The following is a 20,454-nucleotide window of genomic DNA, read 5'->3' on the forward strand; positions in this document are numbered from 1 at the left end:
GCTGCCGCCGCGACGTCCGAGACGCTCGCCCGAGAGAAGGCATCATTCGCCTTCCGCCGCCTGCTGTTTGAGTTGGGTCGCGCGCACCGCCGTTGCGGCAGCCGCACCGCCGCCCTTGTCGTCTCCGCCAACCTGTACCGTCGGCTGAGCGAACTCGATGCCGTTCGCCTGGAACGCATCCCGGATCATCGCGTACGCCTTGCGACGAATATAAGTCTGCTGCCCCGGCACCGTGGTCATCGCGAAACTCAGGACGATGCCGTAGTCGCCGAATTCTTCTACACCTTTCATCTTCAGGGGTTCGATGAAGAGCGGACCGACCTCGGGATCCGCCTGCAGTTCGGCACCGATCGCCTTTGTGATCTTGCGCGCCTTGGCAATATCGGTGTTGTAGCCGACGGAAATCCGGAACTTGTCGATCACCCAGTCGCGGCTCATGTTCTCGACGGCGCCAAGCTCGCCGAATGGGATGGTAAACACCGGGCCTCGGTGATGCCGCAAGCGTACGGACCGCAGGCTGAAGCCCTCTACCGTTCCCTTGTAGTTCTTTGCCTGGATGTACTCGCCGACCCGGAACGCGTCGTCCAGCATATAGAAGATACCGCTGATAACGTCCTTCACCAGGGTCTGCGAACCGAAGCCGATCGCCACACCGAAGATCCCGGCGCCAGCGATCAGCGGCCCGATCTCGACGCCGACTTCCGACAGCACGATCAGCCCGGCCATGACCGCCACTATCGCCGCAAGCCCGTTTCGGATGATTGGCAACAATGTCCGAAGCCGGCTGCGGCGTGCGATGTCGGCCGCCGACAATCCGGTCGTATCCGAAGATGTCGCCAGCGTGCGATCGATGTGGGCGCGTGCCAGATGCCACGCCAGGTCGGCGAGAAGGAGGACGACGACACTTTTCAGCAATCCGTAGAGTATTCGGGTCAAGGCCGGATTCTGGTGCGCCAGCGAGTCCGGATTGACTTGCCAGATAACGGCGATCCAGGCCGCCGCGAGGGCGACCACCACGGCCCGGCTGCCCCGAACGAGCAACACGCTCCGGCGACTGTCCGGCGGACAAGGAATTGCCGCCTCCACGCTGCGTCCGACGCTTCGCAGTATTCCCGGCAATACCAGTGCATAGATGCCGATCCAGAACAGCCCGCGAAGATCGATACACCAGAGAAACCAGACTGCGACAAGAAAAGCGGTCAGGCCGAGTTTGGCCGCGCGCCCCTTTCGGGTCGTTCGCCAGAGCAATTCGATCGCCAGCAGAAGCAGCACGAAGGAGAAGCAGTAGGCGATCGCGGTCGTTGCTGCAGGATCGAGCCCGACCGCTTCTCCCAGGCTGGTGGAGGCGACGGCAAAGACCGCGATCCCCAGGAAGATCCGGACACGCCGCAGCAAATCGTTGCGGCCGTGACACGCGATATCGGCAAGCGCCGACGCGAACCGATAGACGACAAATGCAACCAGATAGGTAAGCAGGACGATGCGAGCGAGCGGTGGCCACTCGACCGCGAAGAATATGACCGCCATGGCGGCTGTGAAGACGGCGAGGGGCAAAAGCTCGGAGAGGGCGCGCGGCGGACTGCCGGGGACGGCCCTGTTTGGTCTCAACCGCCTGAACAGTTTCTCAGCAAGCGCGCCGAAAACAACGAGGCCGGCGAAGATAAGCATGACGGGCGCATAGCCATGGGAGATCGCATCCTGCCGCACTCGCATCGAGGCGGACGCGACCTCGCCCGGAATGCGAGGGACGGCCGAAACGATCGCGTTGATCCGCTGGCGTGTCGCCAGCTCCCAGGCGGGCAGGCCGCTGATCGCAGCCGGTTGGACCGCAGGCGCTGCCGGCTTCTGGCTCTCCAGCCAGGTTCGCACGTCCGGATCCTGGAGAAGTCGGACGAGATCGTCGATTTTGCTCGGCRCCGGCTGCGTCTGTGCGCCTGCGCTACCAGTCATCAGCAACACGAAAACAAGAGCGACCAGCCATCTCATTCTTTGGTTTCCTAGTGGGAAAACAGGAAATTCGTGCGCGAAAAATTCTGCCGGCGCGGCGCCAGCAGACCAATTTGACCTTGTGTGTTCGCCAGATAGAGTTTTCTCACGCTCGCCCTCCAGCTCAACTGCCACCCAGATCACGAAACGGGTTTCAGTGCGAGTACGCAACGGTAAATGCGAGCGTAAATGTCCTCGGAAAAAATGTAAACGTTGCTAGCCTCGCGCGTAAAAGCGGCGGCTTTTACCGTTACGTACTTCCGCAGCGTCTCGGTTGGCGTAGATTTTTGCGGTGGGAAATTTTGCAAGGCCGGATAGGCTGATGACCGGGAGCCGTACGACAGAGAAATCGCCACATGCGCAGCGGGGTCTCTGGAGGCTCATGCTGAAACTCCCCGCGCTGCGCGGGAGCCTGCAAATTCTCGCTCAAAAGTCGTCCGCATTGGAAAATCTCTGTGAAGCCTACGAGGATGCCTGCACCACGCTCGATCGGCTCCGAAAACGTCATGGGACGTCGCGCGACCCGTTGATCGAAGAGTACGAAACCATATGCGGGGAGATCGAGTCCGACGTCATTCAGCTCTGTCTTCACAACTCTTCATGAGTGTCGCAAGGGCGCAGCTCGTTTCAAAATCCGGCGTGTTTTGGTTTTGTTAGTGTTTGTTGTTGCAACCTGTCGTAATGCATTGGATAACTCTCCTGTTCTACTCAAGCGTCAATCTTTGCATGCGAGAGGCAGCCATGAGTGTGGAAGAACAGTACGTCACGTCCCGCGCGGTCACGATATGCGAGGCGAGAGCTGAACTCGAACGGTTGCTGTCCGACAGCAGATTTCATGTGACCGATCGCGCGGTGAGCATACTGCGCTATCTCGCCGAGCACCTGTTTCAAGGCCAGCAAGAGGGCGTCAAGGCATACGCCATTGCCGTGGATGTCCTCGGTCGACCCAGCAATTTCGATCCGGCCATCGATCCGATCGTTCGCATCGAAGTCAGTCGCCTGCGCTCCGCGCTCAATCAATATTATGAGGCATATGCCGCGGAGACCAGCGTCGAGTTGCAGCTGCCCAAAGGCAGATATCTGGCGGTTTTCCTGCGTTCGAGTGCGATGCCGCGCCACATCCTCGACGACACCAAGGCAATTGTCGAAATGCCTCGTGCGCGGTTGCGGCCGGCGCCAGCGCAAGAGCCTGCTACCGTATCGCGGCAGAACGCCCGACAGTCCCATGGCTGGAAGCTGTCACTCGCTGTTGCGGCGGCGGCGGCCGTCGCTGTTTCAGTCGGGTTGGTTGTCTATGGCCTGCGACCCTCCTACACGGAAAAACCCACGGTCGCAGTGACGATGACGGCGGCGGAAGCCAGGTGGGCTGGGGACGCGAGCCTAACCAGGGACATGCTGCTGACCGCGCTGGCTCAATTCCAGACATTGCGCCTGGCCACCGCGACAACGCGCGGGAGACCCCTTGCGGAGAGCCTCCGGGCACCCAAGGGCAGTGCCTACGACATAGCCATGAAGTACTACGGCGACGGCGATGACCGTAGCGTCTGGTGGCAGATCGTCGATACCCGCACCGGCGACCTGCTGAGTTCCGGCCTGGAACACATCGATACGAAGGGAAAGGCCGAGGCGACGGTGAGGGACGAGCTCGTCACCACTCTTTCGCGCAGATTTGCCGCTGCGCGGGGTGCGATCAACAATATCGAAACCCACAACAGTGCTGCCAACACGATCGGGAATGCCTGCGTCCTGAGAGCGGAATACGCCCTCGACGACGGCGGTCCTGACGCTATTGCCGAATCCGGAGCTTGCCTTGAAAAAACGCTCTTTGCCGACCCGAACAATGCCGACGCAAGCGCCACCCTGTCGAGGGTGCTGATCGCGGGGCATGGCGCCGGCGTGAACGCTGAAACCGTTAGCCGGTCCATCAACCTTGCAAATCGAGCGGTATCGCTTGCGCCTCTCTCCGATCGCGCCCAGATCGCCCTGATGCTGGCACAATTCTACAGCGGACGAACAGATGCCGCGATCAGCGCAGGCAACCGTGCGCTTGTGCTCAACCCGAACAATCCGGAGGTCAGCGCCAAGCTCGCCATGGTGCTGTTCAGCGCAGGCTATTGGGACGCCGGCGTATCCCTGGCGCAAGACGCCGGCCGATCGGTGGACGCCGTCCCGCGCGATGCCGTTCTGGTGCTGGCGCTCGATGCATATCGCCGCGGCGATTGGGCCGAGACATCGCTCCTCGCCGAACAGGTGAACGGCAACGACTTTGTGATCCGAGTGCTTCGCGCCGCCGCACTCGGACAGCTTGGTTCCGACCAAGCGGCCGCGCGGCTGGATGACGCCGGACGCAGGGCGCCTGAATTCGAGACGACGTTGCGCGAAGAAATGGCGCGGCGCCATTTCGGACCGGCGTTGTCAGCCTCCATCAAGGAGGGTTTGACAAAGGCCGGGCTCAAGAGCAGCGCCCTCGCAAGCGCGTTTTAAGTGCGGCGTGTGGCCCTACTTGTCGAAGCGCCGGTGACTGCGGTTGCGGGTGCCGATCTAATCCTGATTGCGGCGATGCGGCCTCGCGATCAGGGGTAGCACCATGGCCGCAAATCCTGCAGCGCGTCCCAGCATTCGTGCGCCAACAAACGTCGCGACCATCGCGCCTGCGAGCTTCGCCCACGGATACGGCCCGAGTTGTGCATGGGCACTGGCGTCGGCCCACTCGACGTTTGACCTGACAACGGTCGCCGCCTGTTGCTGGATGATCGACAGGCGCGCGCGGAGATTATCGATCTCGTGGCGCAGCTGATCGACGTCGTCACGGACATCCTGGAACGTTCGCCGCTCGGTCGGAACGTAGTCCACGGGAGGGAGGAATTCGTCCTCGGCCGGGGCTTTTTCGAGTTCGGCGAGATGGGCCTGGATCTCGGCTTCCGTGTTCAACCCCTGCGGCTTCCCGCTCGCATTGCTCATTCCTTCGCCGGGGGAAATGGATTCGCCGGCATCGACCCATTCCCGGAGGGCCCCTTGGGCGTCTCTATCGGGCATCGCGCGCTTGGACATCCAGTACCTCCTCCGCTGTCATGACCATGTCACGTGAACGCGCGAAAAATCAGAAGGTTGCATGACAAAGGCCGACACCCGACCATCGTAAAAGTACGTTGCAGGCTTCGATGGAAAGGAGGTTCTGTCGCAGGCGCGCCAAAGCCAGTGTTTCTTGCCGGCGATCGTGATGACAACCTCATCGAGGTGCCATTTATCGCCGAGCCTGCCGGCTGATCGCTTCCGGATATTATTGGCGAAATGCCTGCCGAACTTCTCCGCCCAGAGCCTCACGGTCTGGTGAGAGACGATGACGCCACGGGCTGCCAGCATATCCTCGACCATTCGCAGACTGAGTGGAAACCGGAAATAGAGCCAAACGGCATGGGCAATCGCGTCCGCTGGAAATCGGTGGCGACGAGAAAGAGGATCACGGGCGACCTTGGTCATACCGCCAGATCCCACATTTTGATCGCTGCTCGGTTAACGTTACGGTGCCCCACACCGTTCTCATGCTGATACAACTGGAAGCGCCGAATGTCCTCGGCCGTTGCCGTATCAGGCGTGCGCCTAAGAAAAGTGGCGAAGCGCCGGACATGACGGATGTAGTCCTGCTGAGTGTGGGATCCCAGACCCCGCATCACCATATCTTCTTGCATGCGCTGGCGAAGCGGTGTGGTCGGGGCATCATGTGAAAAGCTGACCATTGAACGTTCCTCTCGTTGAAGGGAACTCCATGGTCAGGCAACGCCAACAGCCTGCCTAGAACTTCAGATAGTCACACCAACCTCACCGCGCACGCCCTCCCGCGAAGCGGGTTCGTGCTTGGCGGCGCAAAGCGGAAATTGTTTCCGACTTTGGGGCCGGAAGCTGACTGGCAGGTTCCTGTAACAAAGCACAAGAATGCAGACATTCAATCCGGTGGATCCGAAGTCTCGAACTGACCCAACCCTGACATTCCCTTGGGCAGATGGGAAGGTCAGGAGAGGGTCGAACCTTCGCATTCGCGAAAGGCAAGAGTGAGTTTCCAAAGTTCCGGAAAGCCCCCACAATTGCGGAAAATAGTGACGGACCCGATACCGCTTCAGGCCTTGTCGGGGTGCTCGATCTCGGTGTAGAGGTCGCCTTGGGCGGCGCCTGACCCTGCGCGGCCCCCGCCCGGCCCTCGCAGCACCCATGCCGCTCCCACCGCGAGCATAGCGCCGGCCAGTGGACCCGCCACGTAGACCCAGTAGCTCGTGAAATCGGTGCCGACAAGATTCGGCCCGAACGTGCGCGCGGGGTTCATCGACGCACCGGAGATCGGACTTCCCCAGAGGCCCGCGAGCGCGATGTAGGCCCCGACCCCAATCGCCCCGAAGACGCCGATGTTCTGCGCTCCGGATGCAGTGCCGAGAATGACGCTGACGAGCCCGAACGTCAGCACCGCCTCCATCAGGAACGCGCTGCCCGCCGAATAGCCTGCCGCCGGATAGTTCGACCCGTAGGTCGCCGAAACGTTGATCACAGCGTGCAGGAACTGCGCCGCGAGGGTGGCGCCGATCAGCTGCGCGATGATGTACCCGGGCACGCGACGCCACGGGAAGTCGCCGCGGAGCGAGAAGGCAACGCTGACGGCGGGATTCAAGTGAGCGCCGGAGACTTTGCCCATAAACAGGATGATCGCCATCACCATCAGCCCGGGCGCGACCACTGCCGCGCTACGGTCGATGGTGTTGGGAAACGCCTGCCCCATCATCCCGCCGCCGGCGGCGACGAGGACGAGGAAAAACGTCCCCAGCAGCTCGGAGAACAGCCTGCGCCACTCCTGCTTCGGATCGGCGAAGTTCGCGAACGTGTCGACCAACGACTGCTCGTACCTTTGGATAAGATGTTGGTCAGGGGCGCTCATCACGATGACTCCTACTCGTCAGTTGACGACGTGAGCGTCAGCAATTCGCTGAACGATCGGGCCTGAGGCACGCATAACGCGACGCTACGCAAAGTGCCGCACGCGGTCAACCGTGAAACGGAGAGCGGGTGGAGAGCGGGAGGCTCGTCAGCATGGGTCTTCGCCCTTCACCTGTCGCAAAGTGACTGACCGAGGCTTCGCCGTCTCACGCGCCGTCAACGCACGCCACCCGTCCGGCGGCTGGGCGTGCGGGCGCGCGCGATCGGATGGAGCCTTTGACAGCAACATGGAAAGGGGCGATATTTTGAGCACGGCATCGCCACAAAGGAAGGGGGGCCGATGAGCAGAGTCGAGGCAGGTCGGCCCAAGGTTGTCCCGCACTTCACTCCGGCCGAGCGTGCGGCGCGTGGCAAGGCAGCGCGGGTCGAGGTGCCGCGGACGCTCCAGGCCGAGATCGAGATCCCCCGTGATCGGGACCCGGTGGCCTTGCTCGAGGAGCAGGCGGTCACGCGCTTGCCCGAGTTGGTGCCGACCCGGTACGGTCGAATGCTTGCGTCAGCGTTCGCCTTCTATCGCGGCGGCGCGCTGATTATGGCTGCGGATCTCTCGCGGACGCCGAACTCAGGCATCCGCACCCAGCTGTGCGGCGATGCGCACCTCTCGAACTTCGGCGCGTTCGGCTCGCCGGAGCGGACCCTCGTCTTTGACGTCAATGACTTCGACGAGACAACGCCGGGGCCGTGGGAGTGGGACGTGAAGCGGTTGGCGGCGAGCTTGGCGATCGCGGGCCGCGACAACAGCTTCTCGCACAAGGAACGAGCGCATGCCGTCTTGGCCACGATCCGCTCGTACCGGGAGGCGATGCACGGCTTTGCTGCGATGCGCAATCTTCAGGTCTGGTACGCCAGCCTTCCGATGGAGCAGGTGCTGCGCGAATTTTCGGCCGGGGTCGACGTGAAACAGCTTAAGCGGGCAGAGGCCGACGTCGCCAAGGCACGCACGCGCGACAGCATGCACTCCTACGAGAAGCTAACCCACCTCGTCGATGGCGAACCCCGCATCATCAATGACCCGCCGCTCATAGTGCCGATCGTCGAGCTGTTTCCTCCGGGGGGGAGCCGCGACCAGATTGAGAACGAGATCCGAGACCTGTTCGGTGCCTACCGGCGCACGCTGGCCAGCGACCGGCGCGTCCTGCTCGAGCAGTTTCGCTACGTAGACCAAGCTCGCAAGGTAGTCGGGGTCGGGAGCGTCGGCACCCGCGACCGGATCGCCCTCTTCCTGGGCGCTGACGACCGAGATCCGCTCTTCCTACAGGTTAAGGAGGCGCAACCGTCGGTACTCGAGCGGTTCGTGGGCAAAAGCGAATACGCAACCCACGGCGAGCGGGTTGTCGCAGGGCAGCAGCTGATGCAAGCCGCCACCGATATCTTCGTCGGCTGGCAGCACATCAAGTCCCCACTCGACGGGCAGGAACGAGACTTCTACGTGCGCCAATTGAAGGACTGGAAGACGTCACTGGTGATCGAGGCGATGAGCCCGCCCGCCCTGGCCGCGTACGGGAAGGCCTGCGGCTGGACGCTCGCGCGTGCCCACGCGCGCTCGGGTGACCGAATCGCGATCAGCGCGTACCTCGGCAAGTCGGATGCCTTCGACCGGGCTATGGCCTCGTTCGCCGAGACGTACGCCGACCAGAACGAGCGGGACTTCGCGACGCTCCAGGCCGCCGTCGCCTCGGGCCGGGTGAAGGCCGATATGGGTGTCTGACGGGCTGGTACATCAGCGATGCCGGGACTAGCCGTTTTACGCTTGGAGACCCCCACACTCTATGGGGTCCGGGCTACGGGGTCCGGGCGCGAGAAGCTTGGAGACAGTCACGCAGGTCGTCATTCACCGGATCGGCGGTTGCTTCGCGCTTCAGCGCGCTTCCTGTCGGCCTTGCCAAATTCCGTCATTATGTTGACCAAGACGCTGCCCGTCCAACCGAACGTAAAGAGCCCCGACATGGCTATGATGGGTCCGATCAGACGCCATTGATAGGGCAGACTGACATTGCCTTCGCCCAGCGTCGTGTAGTTTTCCAACACGTAAAAGTAGCTGTCACGCATTGACGGAATCAATCCAAATGCAGACACAGGGACTGCCCAGAAAAGTGTTTCCAAGAAGTGGAGAGCGCCGAGAGAACCTATTGTGAAGGCTAGCACTATGTTGATTGTCCACTGCGGCGTGATCTCACTTATTCGTATCCACGATCCGGTGAAACGCTGGTTAATAATTCTGAGCCCAATCCCGTGCACGAAGATTATTAGTATCATTCCCGAGGTCCCGAGAGTGATTTCAAACAGGGGCTTCGAAGTCAAAAGTGCGTACATCGTGCTATCCTAACATCCTGTCAGAGCTGAGTTGCTTACGCAAAGAACCTAAGCTTCATGTTAAAACGAATTTGCTTGATGTTAATTGGTATTAGTCTTCCGTTGTCCCTCGGTGAATATCTAGACTGTCGCTGCCCGGCGCGAACCAAGCTCTCGACTACTTGCATGGACGCTAAACCGGAAGTCCGTTCGTAGAGCCTTGCTCAATTTTCATTCAAAGCTGGCGAATGCGATCTCACGTTGGTAACGTAGTGGTTGACCTGCTCAGTCTGTAAAAGTGACCCAGAATTGTGCAACGATAAGTCAACGATGAAAAATCAACACTGCAGAGATGAGGCGTAGCGCACGGCTCCCTTATCTCGGACCCGCTGGCGCTCGATGGGCGACTCAAACCACAAAGGCAATGGGCTGTTCAAACCAAAATCCCAGCGGACTGTGGCTGGCCTTGGCGTTCGTCGTCATTCACAAAGGATTTGCGAGGCAGCGCCAGCCGCCAAGTCAATGACCGCTTCACGTCTGAAAGCGTCACTTTGATGGAGCACCCCTGAAGGTCAGAAGTGATGTCAGGTTAACTTTGCTGAAGACAGTTCCGGCATGCCGCGAGGATCAGGCTGCGGCCCCGGTGACGGCCTTCCAATGTGCGATCGCCCTGAGGCGATGCAAGTGGACGGTGAAGGCTGAGTGCTTTGAGCGTGGCGGGACGAAGAGGACCGCCGAAAAGACGCTAGTGAAGCGCGGCGAAGCGGGAAATCATGCCCGGTGTCGAACATCGCTCGCACAAGGGCCTGAACAATCGGGCAGAAAACTCCCATCAGCCTATCCGAAGGCGTGAGAGGATCATGAAACGCTTCAAGTCAGCAAGGCATCTTCAACGCTTCGTTTCCATCCACGACCCGATCGCCAATCTCTTTTACATTCCCGCCACGACATTCCATCCACCCACCATCGCCAACTGCGAGCCGCAGCCCTGGATGCCTGGCGCCAAATCGCACGCCTTCACGCCGCCTGAAGCAATGCCGTACTCCAAAATATTGTCTTCGTGGCGTTAAGTTTACGGTGCCGCCCTATCGATCCCGCCTGCCGTCACGAAGCCGATGCCTGTCGTTCAATGACGATACGGCGGTGCGCGCCTCTTTCCGGCCTGCGCATCGAAGTGATCAGCGCGTGCGGCTATTGCTCGAAGGGGTAGATCCTCTTCCAGTCATCCTTCATGTCGACGACCAGCCAGTTCCGCTGCAGGGCTTCGTCGAGCGCCTTGTCGAGTTTGCCGAATGCGGACTTGCGATCGTAGGCGTATTCCCGCGTACCATCGGTGTGGTGGATGATCATCGCGAATGACGGACCTTTGCCCGCCGTCACCCAGCGCAGCATCTCGTAGTCGCCATCGGAATTTCCAGCCGCAAATATCGGACGGCGGCCGATGAACTTGTTGATGCCTGAAGGCTTGCCAGGACCATCGTCGATGAAGTCGATCTTGGGGAGGCGTCGCAAAACCGGCACGTCGTCGACGAGGTCGTATTGCGTGACGACCGTGCTGCCGATGACCTGCTCCGGCGCGATCCCGTACGCCTTCTCCGTCATCGGTCGCATGAACTCCACGCCGCCGCCCGAGACGATGTAGGTCTTGAAGCCGTTGGCGCGCAGATAATCGATGAGTTCCCGCATCGGCACGAAGGTCATCTCGTTGTACGGCTTGCCGGTCTTTGGATGCTTCGCCGTCGCGAACCAGTCGGTGACGATCTTGGCGAACTCGTCAGTCGTCATGCCGGCATGGGTGGCCATTGCGAGTTCGACGATGCCCTTTTCGCCGCTCTTGGCGAGACCCGCGAGATCACCGGCGAGGATTGATTTGAACGGTTCCTTCGCTTTCCATTCAGGGTGCTGCGGCGCAAGCACCTTGACGCGGTCGAGCATGAAGCCGAGCTGAAAGTAAAACGGCTGCTCGGACCAGAGGGTACCGTCGTTGTCGAAGACGGCAATCCGGTCATCCGGTGCAACATATCGGTCGCTTCCCTCCGTCGTGGTCGCCTTCACGAACTCCATGATCCGTGTTTTCGCCGCGCCGTCGCTCCACGATGACAAGGCGTCCTGGGCGAAGACGGCATTTGCTGCGGCGATCAGGAGGAGGAAAGCCAAAACGAGCGAGGCAAGTCGAGTATCGTAACGTTGTGCGTGCATTCGCTTCGATCTCTCCGGTTGGCGCGTCAATTCTTCAGCCGGTCAATTCGTCAGGTCGGCGATCGCTTCACGCAGCGAAAGCCGACATGGCTTGTCGATGTATCCTCCGGCTCGGCATGGCGCGCGGCGGGGCGATAGCGGCGGCAGTAGTTCGGCGCGCAGAGATGCGAGCCGCCTTTGAGAACGCGACGCGGGATGCGGATCTCCGGCTGGCGGGGATCGTAGCTCGCATCGATGTCGCCGCCGCGCGGGTTTTGAGGGATGCAGCAGGATTTCGCGGCCGGCTCGGGATGGCGCATCGACCAGTAGTCGCAGGTCCACTCCCAGACGTTGCCGATCATGTCGTAGGCGCCGTAGCCGTTCGCGGGAAACGAGCGAACAGCGGATGTTCGTTCCTTGCCCGACGGCTTCGTCGAGCGCGTCGGGAATGTACCTTGCCACGTGTTCGCCATCGCAACCCCGCCCGGCATGAGCTCGCCGCCCCAGGCGTATTCCGTATCATCGAGGCCGCCACGCGCTGCAAGCTCCCATTCCGCTTCGGTGGGAAGATCGCGCCCGGCCCAATCGGCATAGGCCTTTGCGTCGCAATAGGCCACATGCACGACCGGATGATCGAGCTTGCCGCGGATATCGCTCAGACCTCCCAGCGGACGTCGCCAGTTCGCGCCGAACTTGAACACCCACCATTGGGAAATATCCGGGCCGCTCACCTTCTTGGGTTGGGTGAAAACCAGCGATCCGGCCTTCAGCATCTCGGGCAGCGCGCCGGGATAGTCCTTTGGATCGGGTGTCTTCTCGGCGAAGGTCACATAGTTTGTCGCCTTCACGAATTCCATGAACTTGCGGTTGGTGACCGGTGTTTCATCGATCCAGAACCCCTCGACTTTGACCAAGTGAGCCGGCGCTTCCTCCGGATAGTGATCGTCCGATCCCATGCTGAAAGTACGACCGGGAATCCACACCATGCCGTCAGGCGTCGTCGATGGTCCATGCTCAGTTTCGAAAGCCAAAGTCATCGCGACCTCCAAGGTTGGCAGCAAGTTTGACGATTCAGCAGTAAACAGGAAGTACGTAACGGTAAACAACACGTGCGCTTAACGTAAACGACCGCGTAAACGAGCCATATATGGCGCGGCTGAGATTTGTCGCCAGCGCCACCATCGCGACTAAACGGGATTGAGGGGCGGCAACGCCGTTGGATATGGCCGGACCCTCACCGCTGCGGCTTGTTGGACACTGCGCTCGACCATGGTCTCCGGGCCGATGATAGACTGCCTGATCCGCTGGCCCAATGCGATGATGTCGTCGCGTGCCGTCATGCTGACCCCGTGTATGGTGTGGACGGACGCATCGGCTGTGCGGATGCGTCCGTCTGTGCTTCACAAGGCCGATCGGCGCGCTATTTCTCGATACCGCGGTCCTTGAACGACTGGTCGATCGCCTTGTTCACCTGGTCGCGGACACCCTCGATGTTGAAGCTGGCGACGCGCTGGCTGGGCGGATACTTCACGAAGGTTTCCAGGAAGGCGGCGCCCTTGAGCTGGCCCTTTACGAGGAGATAGTCGTTCCTGACGAGCCAATCATTGTATTGGTCGGAGACCGTGTCAGCCCGTTCATAGGGATCCATTCGCAGATTGAACAGCTTGGGCAGACGCAGTGTGACCAGGGGTTCCTGCCAGACGCCAAAGCCACCGGGTACCCGCTGTTCGTGGAAGACGACCTTCCAATCGTCATACCGAATCGACACGAGATTGCCGTCGTCATCGAAATAGTAGAACTCGCTGCGCGCGCTCTTCGGTGATTTGCCGGTGATGTAGTCGAGCTGATTGTAACCGTCGAGATGGTTCTTGAAGGCGGTGGCGCTTGCCTCCGGCTTCCATCCGTTGAGCAGGCGATCCTTCACGCCGGTATCTCCGGCCGCCGCAAGCAGGGTGGGGAACCAGTCGAGACCCGATACCATGCCGTTGGACACCTGTCCCGGCTGGATATGGCCCGGCCAGCGAACCATGGCAGGCACGCGGAACGCGCCTTCCCAGTTGGTGTCCTTTTCGCTGCGGAACGGTGTCGTGGCAGCGTCAGGCCAGGAGAACTGGTTGGGACCGTTGTCGGTTGTGTAGACGACGATGGTGTTTTCAGCGATGCCGAGGTCGTCGAGAGCCTTCAGGAGCTTGCCGACGTCGCCGTCATGCTCGACCATGCCGTCGCCATACTCGTTGCCGGGCATGCCGCTCTGTCCTCGCATGGAGTCGCGCACGTGGGTGAACAGGTGCATGCGTGTTGTGTTCATCCAGGTGAAGAACGGCTTCTTGGCCTTGGCCTGGCGATCGATGAAGTCGATGGCCGCCGCCGTCGTTTCGTCGTCGATCGTTTCCATGCGCTTCTTGGTCAGCGGACCCGTGTCCTCGACCTTGCCGTCGGCCGAAGCCTTGATGACGCCGCGCGGAGAATAGGCCTTCAGGAATTCCTGATCGTCTTTCGGCCAATAGGGGGCCTCCGGCTCTTCCTCGGCGTTCAGGTGATAGAGGTTGCCGAAGAATTCGTCGAAGCCGTGGTTGGTCGGCAGATACTCGTCCTTGTCGCCAAGGTGGTTCTTGCCGAATTGCCCGGTGGCATAGCCGAGCGGCTTGAGTGCCTGGGCGATCGTCATATCGCCGGCCTGCAGGCCAACCGGGGCGCCGGGAGCACCGACTTTGCAAAGTCCCGTGCGCAGGCATACCTGCCCGGTGATGAAGGTAGAGCGGCCAGCCGTGCAGCTGTTCTCGGCGTAATAATCCGTGAACTTCATGCCTTCCCTGGCGATACGGTCGATGTTCGGCGTGCGGTATCCCACCAGGCCTTCGGAATAGGCGCTGATATTCGTCTGCCCGATATCGTCGCCGAAGATGACGAGGATATTCGGCTTGGCTGCCTCTTGCGCATGCGCCGATGAAACGCTGAGCGAGGTGGAAGCAAGCGCCACGGCGAAAAACGCGCCCGCGCTCAGGAGGCGCTTTGAGAAGGAGGCGCTCATGACGATCTCCCTCTGTGTTTCAGGTCGTTGAACATTACGCTCTCCCTATTGTCAGGCAGGCGCGAGCGCTGCCGGAATGGATCGTCGCTTTTCGACCTGGACAGACTTCTTCAGAAGGGCGGTGGCGTGTAAGTACGTTACGGTAAATACGCGACCCCGCAACGTTGCAGACAACGTAAATTCCCGTTGATTTACTGGGTCAGCGGCTGCGGCGTGAGATCGCCCGGAAGCGTTGCGTCGGCGCTGGGAAGTACTTTACAGTACAACCCGCAAATTTTACGTGGCAACAGCCTGTTGCGTTGCCACCAAGCACAATTCAGGGACGAGCATGGTTCAAGGAGAACCCGTCAAATGGCGGGTTCTCCTTGGAGATCCGGGCGCAGCTTGTGGCGGCCCCAAATTCTCGCTACCGGTCCATGTGATAGCAGGCCGCCGTCTGGTCGGGGCGAACCTGTTCGCTCATCGGCATCGCCGTGCGGCAGATATCGGTCGCCTTCCAGCAGCGGGGCGAAAAGACGCAGCCCTTCGGCGGATCGAGCGGTGAGGGTGGATCGCCCTGCAGGCGGATACGCTGGCGGTTTCGAGCCCGCTTCGGATCCGGGATCGGTGCTGCCGAAAACAGCGCCTGCGTATAGGGGTGCGCCGGATTGTCGAAAACCGTGGCGCAGTCGCCAGCCTCCACGACCCTGCCGAGATAGAGCACCAGCACGTCGTCTGAGATCAGCCGCACGACGGACAGATCGTGGCTGATGAAGATCAGCGTCAGGCCGAACTCCTTCCTGAGCTTGCGTAGCAGCGTGATAACCTGGCCCTGGATCGACACATCGAGGGCCGAGACCGGCTCGTCGCAGACGATCAGCTTTGGCCGTGTCACCACTGCGCGGGCAATGCCGATGCGCTGCGCCTGGCCGCCCGAGAATTCATGCGGATAGCGGTTTATCATCTCCGGCACGAGGCCGACGGCCGTCATGATCTCGCGCACGCGCTCTGTGCGCTGGGCCCTGTTGAGCTTCGGCTCGAAGACGGTCAGCGGTTCGGCGATGATGTCGCCGACCGTCATGCGCGGGTTGAGGGAGGCGATCGGATCCTGGAAGATGATCTGCATGTCGCGACGCGCGGCCCGCATGTCCTCGTCCGACAGGTCGAGCAGGTTGCGGCCCTGCCAGAGGATCCGGCCCTTCTGCGATTTCAGGAGACGCAGGATCGACCGTCCGAGCGTCGACTTTCCGCAGCCGGATTCGCCGACGATTCCGAGCGTACGGCCCTCGCTGAGATCGAAGCTGACATCGTTGACGGCCGTGAGCACCAGCGGCGGCTTGAAGAAACCCTTCGACGGCAGCTCGAACTGGGTCGTCAGGTTCTCGACCCTTAGAAGTGAACGCTCAGCCATGGTTCAGCACCTCCTCTAGGCGCGGGAAGGGATGGAAGCAGGCCGCCGAATGTCGCGGTTCCACCGTGGCAAGCCGCGGCGACGCGTCGATGCAGTCGTTCTGGACCATGGGACAGCGCGGCGAGAAGCTGCAGCCCTTGGGCAGGTGCTGCAGGTTCGGCGGCCGGCCGGGAATGACGGCCAGCCGGTCCACGTCCTGATCGGGCCGCGGGATCGAGGCATGCAGGGCTGCGGTGTAAGGGTGCGCCGGATTGTCGAACAGCTCATCGACAGGCGCCTCCTCGACGATCCGTCCGGCATACATGACCGCGACGCGGTCGGCGAGCCCTGCGACGACGCCGAGATCGTGGGTGATCATGACGAGCGCGGTGTTCATCTCGGCCGTCAGATCGTTGAAGAGATCAAGGATCTGCGCCTGGATCGTCACGTCGAGCGCCGTCGTCGGCTCGTCGGCGATCAGCAGCTTCGGTTTGGTGAGCAGCGCCATGGCAATGACGATGCGCTGGCGCATGCCGCCTGAAAGCTCGTGCGGGTAGAGATTGAAGCGCCGCGTCGGATCGGGAATGCCGACGCGCTTGAGCATGTCGAGCGCCTCGATGGACGCCGCCCGCGCGGTAAAGCCGCGGTGCACCTCCAGCTGTTCCGTCAACTGGCGCGAGATTTTCAGCGACGGGTTGAGTGCCGTCATCGGATCCTGAAACACCATGGCCATGTCCTTGCCGCGCACATGGTCGAGCTCGCGCGATCTCAGCGAGAGCACATCGCGGCCTTCCAGCAGCGCTTGGCCATTGGTCTTGCCGTTCTTGGCAAGAAGCCCCATGACGCCGAGGAAGGTCTGGCTCTTGCCAGAACCGGATTCCCCGACAATGGCAATCCTCTCGCCGCGCTTGACCGAGAGATTGATGTTGGAGACCGCCTTGACCTCGCCGTCCGGCGTTCTGAAGGTGATCGAATAGTCCCTGAGTTCCAGAAGGGCGTCGTTCGTTGTGTCTGGGTGCATGTTAGCGATCCTTCGGGTCGAACGCATCGCGCAGGCCGTCGCCGATGAAGAGCAGGCTCATCAATAGGGCAACGAGGAAGCAGGCGGGAAAGACCAGCAGCCAGGGCATGCTTTCCATCGCATCGGTGCCTTCGGCGATCAGCGTGCCGAGCGACGTCAGCGGTTCCTGAACGCCGAAGCCGAGGTATGAGAGGAAGCTCTCGGTTGCGATGATCTCGGGAACGGTCAGCGCCGCAAAGATCACCACCGGACCGATAAGGTTCGGGATGATGTGCTTGAGGATGATCTTGAATGGCCTCTGGCCGGACGCGCGGGCCGCTTCGATGAATTCGCGCTGCTTGATCGACAGCGTCTGCCCGCGCACGATCCGTGCCATTGTCAGCCATTCCAGTGCGCCGATCGCTGCAAACAGCAGGTAGACGTTGCGACCGAAGACGACCATCAGGAGGATGACGAAGAGGATGTAGGGAAGCGCGTACATGATGTCGACGAAGCGCATCATGATGGCGTCGAGCCTGCCGCCGATATAGCCGGAGATCGCCCCGTAGAGCACGCCGATGACGACGGAAACGAGTGTCGCCGTCCCAGCGACCGCCAGTGACACGCGCGTCCCGTAGAGAACGCGGGCAAGCAGGTCGCGACCGTTCGGATCCGTCCCGAAATAGTGGCCGCTTGCCAAGTCCGGTGCTATCCGGAAGGCCTCCCAATCCGGCTCCTCGTAGCCGAAGGGGATCAGATAGGGGCCGATGAAGGCGACGAGGATGAGAAGCGTCAGCACCACGATGGCGACCACTGCCGCCTTGTTGTGCGAGAGGCGGCGCAGGGCATCGCCGGTCAGCGACCGGCTCTTTTGAGAGAGACCTTCCGCCTCGAGAAGTTCGGCCGCGAGCAGTTCTCGCCTTGCAGGATTGAGGATCATCGGCTTCTCACTTTCGGGTCGAGCCATGCATAGGCGATGTCGACGATGAGGTTCAAAACGACGATCAGCACCATGTAGAAGATGACCGTGCCGAGAACCATGCCGTAGTCGCGGTTGAGCGCCGCGTTGATGAAATAGCGGCCGATGCCGGGCAATCCGAAGATGCTTTCGACAACCAGCGAGCCGGTGAGAAGGTAGCTTGCCGCCGGCCCCAGGTACGAGACGACGGGCATCATGGCGGGTTTCAACGCGTGTCGCATGACGGTGAGGCGCGGGCCGATGCCCTTGGCTTTCGCCGTGCGGATATAGTTCTGGTTCATCACCTCGATCATCGAGCCGCGGGTCATGCGCGAGATCCGGCCGGCATGCGGCAAGGCCAGAACCAACACCGGCAGGATCAGATATCGGATCGAGCCGTTACCCCAGCCGCCAACCGGCAGCCAGCCGAGATGGATACCGAAGACCAGCTGCAGGATGGGCGCAATCAGGAAGTTCGGAAGAACCAGTCCGATGAGGATAAGCAAGCCAAGCAGGTAATCGGGCGCTTTGTTCTGATAAAGCGCCCCGAGACAGCCGACCGCCACGCCGATGACGATTGCCAGGACGAACGCCGCCCCGCCGATCGTGAACGTATAGGGCAGACCGAGCATGAGCTGCTGCGTGACGTTGAAATCCTGGTTCGCGAAAGAGGGGCCGAGGTCGCCCTTCAGCACATCGAACATGTAGATCAGGTACTGCTCGATCAGCGGCTTGTCGAGGTTGTAGTGGGCCGCGAGGTTCTTGAGGATCACCGGCGGCAATGGCCGTTCGCCATCAAACGGGCCGCCGGGGGCAAGGCGCAAAACAAAAAAGCTGAGCGTCACGGCGATCCAAAGGACGGGGATCGTCGAGAGCAGGCGACGGAGTGCGTATTTGATCATGATCGTGGACCGGCCCTTCCCTCAGGCGAGGGAAGGGCCGATATCCCTATTCTTTGACAGACAGCCAGCGCGTGCGATGGATGTCCTGAATATTGTCTTCGAAGCCCTGGACCTTCGGCGATACCACGTTCTTCGAGACGTAGTAGTAGAGCGGAATGGCGGCGCTGTCGTCGAGTGCCAGCTGTTCGGCCTGCTTGAAGATCTCGGCACGCTTCTTCAGGTCCGTCTGGGCATTCGCCTCCTTGACGAGCTTGTCATAGTCGGCGTTGCTCCAGCGGCCGTAGTTCATGGACACGCCGGAGACCAAAAGGCCCAGGAAGTTGTCCGGGTCGTTGTAGTCGGCGATCCAGCCGGCACGGCCGATTTCCACCTGGCCGCGCTGCATCTCGTCGTAGTGCACCTTGGTCTCGGTGTTGTAGAGCTCGACCTGGACACCGAGCGGCTTCCACATCGAGGCGATCGCGACGGCGACGCGCTTGTGGTTGTCGTTGGTGTTGTAGCGAAGCTGCGCCTTCAGCGGGTGATCAGGACCGAAGCCAGCTTCCTTCAGCAGCTTCTTCGCCTCTTCGAGCTTCTCCTTGTACGGCATGTCCTTCCAGCTGACATAGGCGGGCTCGCCGTAGTTCGCGGTGCCTGGCGGAACCCAGGAATAGGCCGGCAGTTCGCCGGTGCCGAGAATCTTCGGGCCGATCACTTCGCGGTTCACGGCCATGGAGAGCGCCTGGCGTACGCGCTTGTCGCTGAACGGCGGCTTCTGGGCGTTCAGCACGTAGTAGTAGCTGGCGAGGAACGGCGCCACGTGCGCCTGCCCCGGCAGGTTGGTCTTCATCCATTCGTACTGGTCGGTCGGGAAGTCCGTCATGATGTCGAACTCGCCGGCGCGGTAACGCTTCAGGGCGGCTTCCTGGTCTTCCAGCGTGAAGAACTTGACGCCGTCGATCTTCAGGTCCTTGACGCCGTAGTACGCGTCGTTCTTGACGGTGGTCACGGATGCGCCCGGGATCCATTCGGTCGGCTTGTAGGGGCCGTTGGTGACGATGTTGCCGATCTTGACCCAGTCTTCGCCCTTGGCCTCGACCACATGCTTCGGCAGCGGATAGGCGGTATAATGCATCAGCGAATTGATGAAATAGGGGGTCGCGTTTTCAAGCGTTATCTCGAGCGTCTTGTCGTCGATCGCCTTGACGCCGAGCTGGCTGAAATCGGTGATCTCGCCCTTGTTGATCTTTTCCGCGTTCTTGATGGTGAACTGCAGGTAGGCGTATTCGGCGGCGTTCTTCGGATCGAGGAGGCGCTGGAAGGAGAAGACGAAGTCTTCTGCCGTCACCGGCTGGCCGTCCGACCACTTGATGCCGTCGCGAAGCTTGAAGGTGTAGACCTTGCCGTCAGGCGAAACCGTCCAGCTCTCAGCCTGCGCCGGGATGGGATCGTCCTTCGGATCTTCCGTCACGAGGCCCTCGAAGATGTCGCCCGCGATCCGGTTCTCATAGTCGCTGGAGAGTTTCTGCGGATCGAGGGACTGGGGGTCGCCGCCATTGTGGATATTCAGTGTGGCCGCATGGGCCGAAACGGCCAGCAGTGAGCCAAACACTGCGGAGGCTAGAATTTTTTTCGTAAGAAAGCTCATGATGGGGGCCACCTTTCTAGGCTTTTCGCCTTTTTTAGTCGTTTTTGTTCCCGTGTTTGACCTGTTACGTTCAGGTCAAAGCGCAAGTTAGCGGAAAGAAATGCCGTTGCAACCCCCTTCCATGTCGCGAA

The 20,454-nt window shown here is 61.0% G+C and carries 17 protein-coding genes and 2 pseudogenes; 4 read left to right on the plus strand and 15 right to left on the minus strand.

The genetic code is table 11. The features are described 5' to 3' along the window. Window positions 1–42: 42 nt before the first annotated feature. Window positions 43–1,986 carry a mechanosensitive ion channel family protein gene (locus tag AC1DMK_RS22640; RefSeq protein WP_477862190.1) on the minus strand — a complete coding sequence of 648 codons (1,944 nt, stop codon included), beginning with the start codon at window positions 1,984–1,986 and terminating at the stop codon, window positions 43–45. 382 nt (window positions 1,987–2,368) lie between these two features. Here AC1DMK_RS22640 and AC1DMK_RS22645 point away from each other — a divergent pair, with 382 nt between their 5' ends. Then, window positions 2,369–2,590: a hypothetical protein gene (locus AC1DMK_RS22645; RefSeq protein ID WP_477862192.1), complete on the plus strand. Its 222-nt coding sequence runs from the start codon at window positions 2,369–2,371 to the stop codon at window positions 2,588–2,590. Window positions 2,591–2,727: 137 nt separating this feature from the next. Continuing rightward, complete coding sequence (locus tag AC1DMK_RS22650; protein ID WP_477862194.1) at window positions 2,728–4,470, plus strand: hypothetical protein; 1,743 nt, start codon at window positions 2,728–2,730, stop codon at window positions 4,468–4,470. A gap of 57 nt (window positions 4,471–4,527) precedes the next feature. On the opposite strand, the gene AC1DMK_RS22655 is transcribed toward AC1DMK_RS22650, so the two are convergent. From AC1DMK_RS22655 to AC1DMK_RS22670, 4 genes are all read right to left on the minus strand, one after another. Then, window positions 4,528–5,037: a hypothetical protein gene (locus AC1DMK_RS22655; RefSeq protein WP_477862196.1), complete on the minus strand. Its 510-nt coding sequence runs from the start codon at window positions 5,035–5,037 to the stop codon at window positions 4,528–4,530. A gap of 18 nt (window positions 5,038–5,055) precedes the next feature. Next, window positions 5,056–5,466, minus strand: a complete 411-nt coding sequence (locus AC1DMK_RS22660) for an IS6 family transposase (RefSeq protein ID WP_477862198.1) — start codon at window positions 5,464–5,466, stop codon at window positions 5,056–5,058. Next, window positions 5,463–5,723 (minus strand): phage integrase N-terminal SAM-like domain-containing protein, encoded by a 261-nt coding sequence (locus tag AC1DMK_RS22665; RefSeq protein ID WP_477862200.1) that lies wholly within the window; start codon window positions 5,721–5,723, stop codon window positions 5,463–5,465. The genes AC1DMK_RS22660 and AC1DMK_RS22665 overlap by 4 nt, the downstream gene beginning before the upstream one ends. Before the next feature lie 377 nt (window positions 5,724–6,100). After that, entirely contained in the window at window positions 6,101–6,907 is an 807-nt protein-coding gene (locus tag AC1DMK_RS22670) for an aquaporin (protein ID WP_051974118.1), read from the minus strand. 339 nt (window positions 6,908–7,246) lie between these two features. Here AC1DMK_RS22670 and AC1DMK_RS22675 point away from each other — a divergent pair, with 339 nt between their 5' ends. Continuing rightward, the gene (locus AC1DMK_RS22675) at window positions 7,247–8,674 is read left to right on the plus strand and encodes a DUF2252 domain-containing protein (RefSeq protein ID WP_477862202.1); all 1,428 of its coding nucleotides are present in this window, start codon (window positions 7,247–7,249) and stop codon (window positions 8,672–8,674) included. Window positions 8,675–8,793: 119 nt separating this feature from the next. Here AC1DMK_RS22675 and AC1DMK_RS22680 read toward each other — a convergent pair whose 3' ends face one another. Both AC1DMK_RS22680 and AC1DMK_RS22685 read right to left on the minus strand, forming a co-directional pair. Continuing rightward, the gene (locus AC1DMK_RS22680) at window positions 8,794–9,279 is read right to left on the minus strand and encodes a two pore domain potassium channel family protein (RefSeq protein WP_477862204.1); all 486 of its coding nucleotides are present in this window, start codon (window positions 9,277–9,279) and stop codon (window positions 8,794–8,796) included. A 606-nt stretch (window positions 9,280–9,885) separates the two neighbouring features. Beyond that, a pseudogene (locus AC1DMK_RS22685) lies at window positions 9,886–10,014 on the minus strand (IS6 family transposase); the annotation flags it as partial. On the opposite strand from AC1DMK_RS22685, the pseudogene AC1DMK_RS22690 reads away from it, so the two are divergent. Continuing rightward, a pseudogene (locus AC1DMK_RS22690) lies at window positions 10,014–10,288 on the plus strand (DDE-type integrase/transposase/recombinase); the annotation flags it as partial. The pseudogenes AC1DMK_RS22685 and AC1DMK_RS22690 overlap by 1 nt on opposite strands. Window positions 10,289–10,449: 161 nt before the next feature. On the opposite strand, the gene AC1DMK_RS22695 reads toward AC1DMK_RS22690, so the two are convergent. The 8 genes from AC1DMK_RS22695 to AC1DMK_RS22730 form a co-directional block, all read right to left on the minus strand. Further along, window positions 10,450–11,457, minus strand: a complete 1,008-nt coding sequence (locus AC1DMK_RS22695) for an HAD family hydrolase (protein ID WP_477862206.1) — start codon at window positions 11,455–11,457, stop codon at window positions 10,450–10,452. 50 nt (window positions 11,458–11,507) lie between these two features. Next, window positions 11,508–12,473 (minus strand): formylglycine-generating enzyme family protein, encoded by a 966-nt coding sequence (locus AC1DMK_RS22700; protein WP_477862208.1) that lies wholly within the window; start codon window positions 12,471–12,473, stop codon window positions 11,508–11,510. A 383-nt stretch (window positions 12,474–12,856) separates the two neighbouring features. After that, window positions 12,857–14,467 carry an arylsulfatase gene (locus AC1DMK_RS22705; protein ID WP_477862210.1) on the minus strand — a complete coding sequence of 537 codons (1,611 nt, stop codon included), beginning with the start codon at window positions 14,465–14,467 and terminating at the stop codon, window positions 12,857–12,859. Between the two features lie 406 nt (window positions 14,468–14,873). Then, window positions 14,874–15,857 (minus strand): ABC transporter ATP-binding protein, encoded by a 984-nt coding sequence (locus tag AC1DMK_RS22710; protein ID WP_477862212.1) that lies wholly within the window; start codon window positions 15,855–15,857, stop codon window positions 14,874–14,876. Then, window positions 15,850–16,857, minus strand: coding sequence for an ABC transporter ATP-binding protein (locus AC1DMK_RS22715; RefSeq protein ID WP_037065383.1), 1,008 nt, complete (start codon window positions 16,855–16,857; stop codon window positions 15,850–15,852). Before AC1DMK_RS22715 ends, AC1DMK_RS22710 begins: the two co-directional genes overlap by 8 nt. 1 nt (window position 16,858) lies before the next feature. Next, the gene (locus AC1DMK_RS22720) at window positions 16,859–17,776 is read right to left on the minus strand and encodes an ABC transporter permease (RefSeq protein ID WP_477862215.1); all 918 of its coding nucleotides are present in this window, start codon (window positions 17,774–17,776) and stop codon (window positions 16,859–16,861) included. Next, a complete protein-coding gene (locus AC1DMK_RS22725) occupies window positions 17,773–18,696 on the minus strand; it encodes an ABC transporter permease subunit (RefSeq protein ID WP_037065386.1) in 924 nt (307 codons plus the stop codon). The genes AC1DMK_RS22720 and AC1DMK_RS22725 overlap by 4 nt, the downstream gene beginning before the upstream one ends. Window positions 18,697–18,742: 46 nt before the next feature. Then, window positions 18,743–20,323: a peptide ABC transporter substrate-binding protein gene (locus AC1DMK_RS22730; RefSeq protein WP_477862217.1), complete on the minus strand. Its 1,581-nt coding sequence runs from the start codon at window positions 20,321–20,323 to the stop codon at window positions 18,743–18,745. Between the last annotated feature and the right edge of the window lie 131 nt (window positions 20,324–20,454).

The organism is Rhizobium sp. 05L419 (assembly GCF_056397845.1).

What these genes read in the sequence shown, in the direction of transcription:
- AC1DMK_RS22645 (WP_477862192.1), top strand. Translation starts at nt 2,369, where the DNA reads ATGCTGAAACTCCCCGCGCTGCGCGGGAGCCTGCAAATTCTCGCTCAA.
- AC1DMK_RS22650 (WP_477862194.1), top strand. Translation starts at nt 2,728, where the DNA reads ATGAGTGTGGAAGAACAGTACGTCACGTCCCGCGCGGTCACGATATGC.
- AC1DMK_RS22655 (WP_477862196.1), bottom strand. Translation starts at nt 5,037, where the DNA reads ATGTCCAAGCGCGCGATGCCCGATAGAGACGCCCAAGGGGCCCTCCGG.
- AC1DMK_RS22660 (WP_477862198.1), bottom strand. Translation starts at nt 5,466, where the DNA reads ATGACCAAGGTCGCCCGTGATCCTCTTTCTCGTCGCCACCGATTTCCA.
- AC1DMK_RS22665 (WP_477862200.1), bottom strand. Translation starts at nt 5,723, where the DNA reads ATGGTCAGCTTTTCACATGATGCCCCGACCACACCGCTTCGCCAGCGC.
- AC1DMK_RS22670 (WP_051974118.1), bottom strand. Translation starts at nt 6,907, where the DNA reads ATGAGCGCCCCTGACCAACATCTTATCCAAAGGTACGAGCAGTCGTTG.
- AC1DMK_RS22675 (WP_477862202.1), top strand. Translation starts at nt 7,247, where the DNA reads ATGAGCAGAGTCGAGGCAGGTCGGCCCAAGGTTGTCCCGCACTTCACT.
- AC1DMK_RS22680 (WP_477862204.1), bottom strand. Translation starts at nt 9,279, where the DNA reads ATGTACGCACTTTTGACTTCGAAGCCCCTGTTTGAAATCACTCTCGGG.
- AC1DMK_RS22695 (WP_477862206.1), bottom strand. Translation starts at nt 11,457, where the DNA reads ATGCACGCACAACGTTACGATACTCGACTTGCCTCGCTCGTTTTGGCT.
- AC1DMK_RS22700 (WP_477862208.1), bottom strand. Translation starts at nt 12,473, where the DNA reads ATGACTTTGGCTTTCGAAACTGAGCATGGACCATCGACGACGCCTGAC.
- AC1DMK_RS22705 (WP_477862210.1), bottom strand. Translation starts at nt 14,467, where the DNA reads ATGAGCGCCTCCTTCTCAAAGCGCCTCCTGAGCGCGGGCGCGTTTTTC.
- AC1DMK_RS22710 (WP_477862212.1), bottom strand. Translation starts at nt 15,857, where the DNA reads ATGGCTGAGCGTTCACTTCTAAGGGTCGAGAACCTGACGACCCAGTTC.
- AC1DMK_RS22715 (WP_037065383.1), bottom strand. Translation starts at nt 16,857, where the DNA reads ATGCACCCAGACACAACGAACGACGCCCTTCTGGAACTCAGGGACTAT.
- AC1DMK_RS22720 (WP_477862215.1), bottom strand. Translation starts at nt 17,776, where the DNA reads ATGATCCTCAATCCTGCAAGGCGAGAACTGCTCGCGGCCGAACTTCTC.
- AC1DMK_RS22725 (WP_037065386.1), bottom strand. Translation starts at nt 18,696, where the DNA reads ATGATCAAATACGCACTCCGTCGCCTGCTCTCGACGATCCCCGTCCTT.
- AC1DMK_RS22730 (WP_477862217.1), bottom strand. Translation starts at nt 20,323, where the DNA reads ATGAGCTTTCTTACGAAAAAAATTCTAGCCTCCGCAGTGTTTGGCTCA.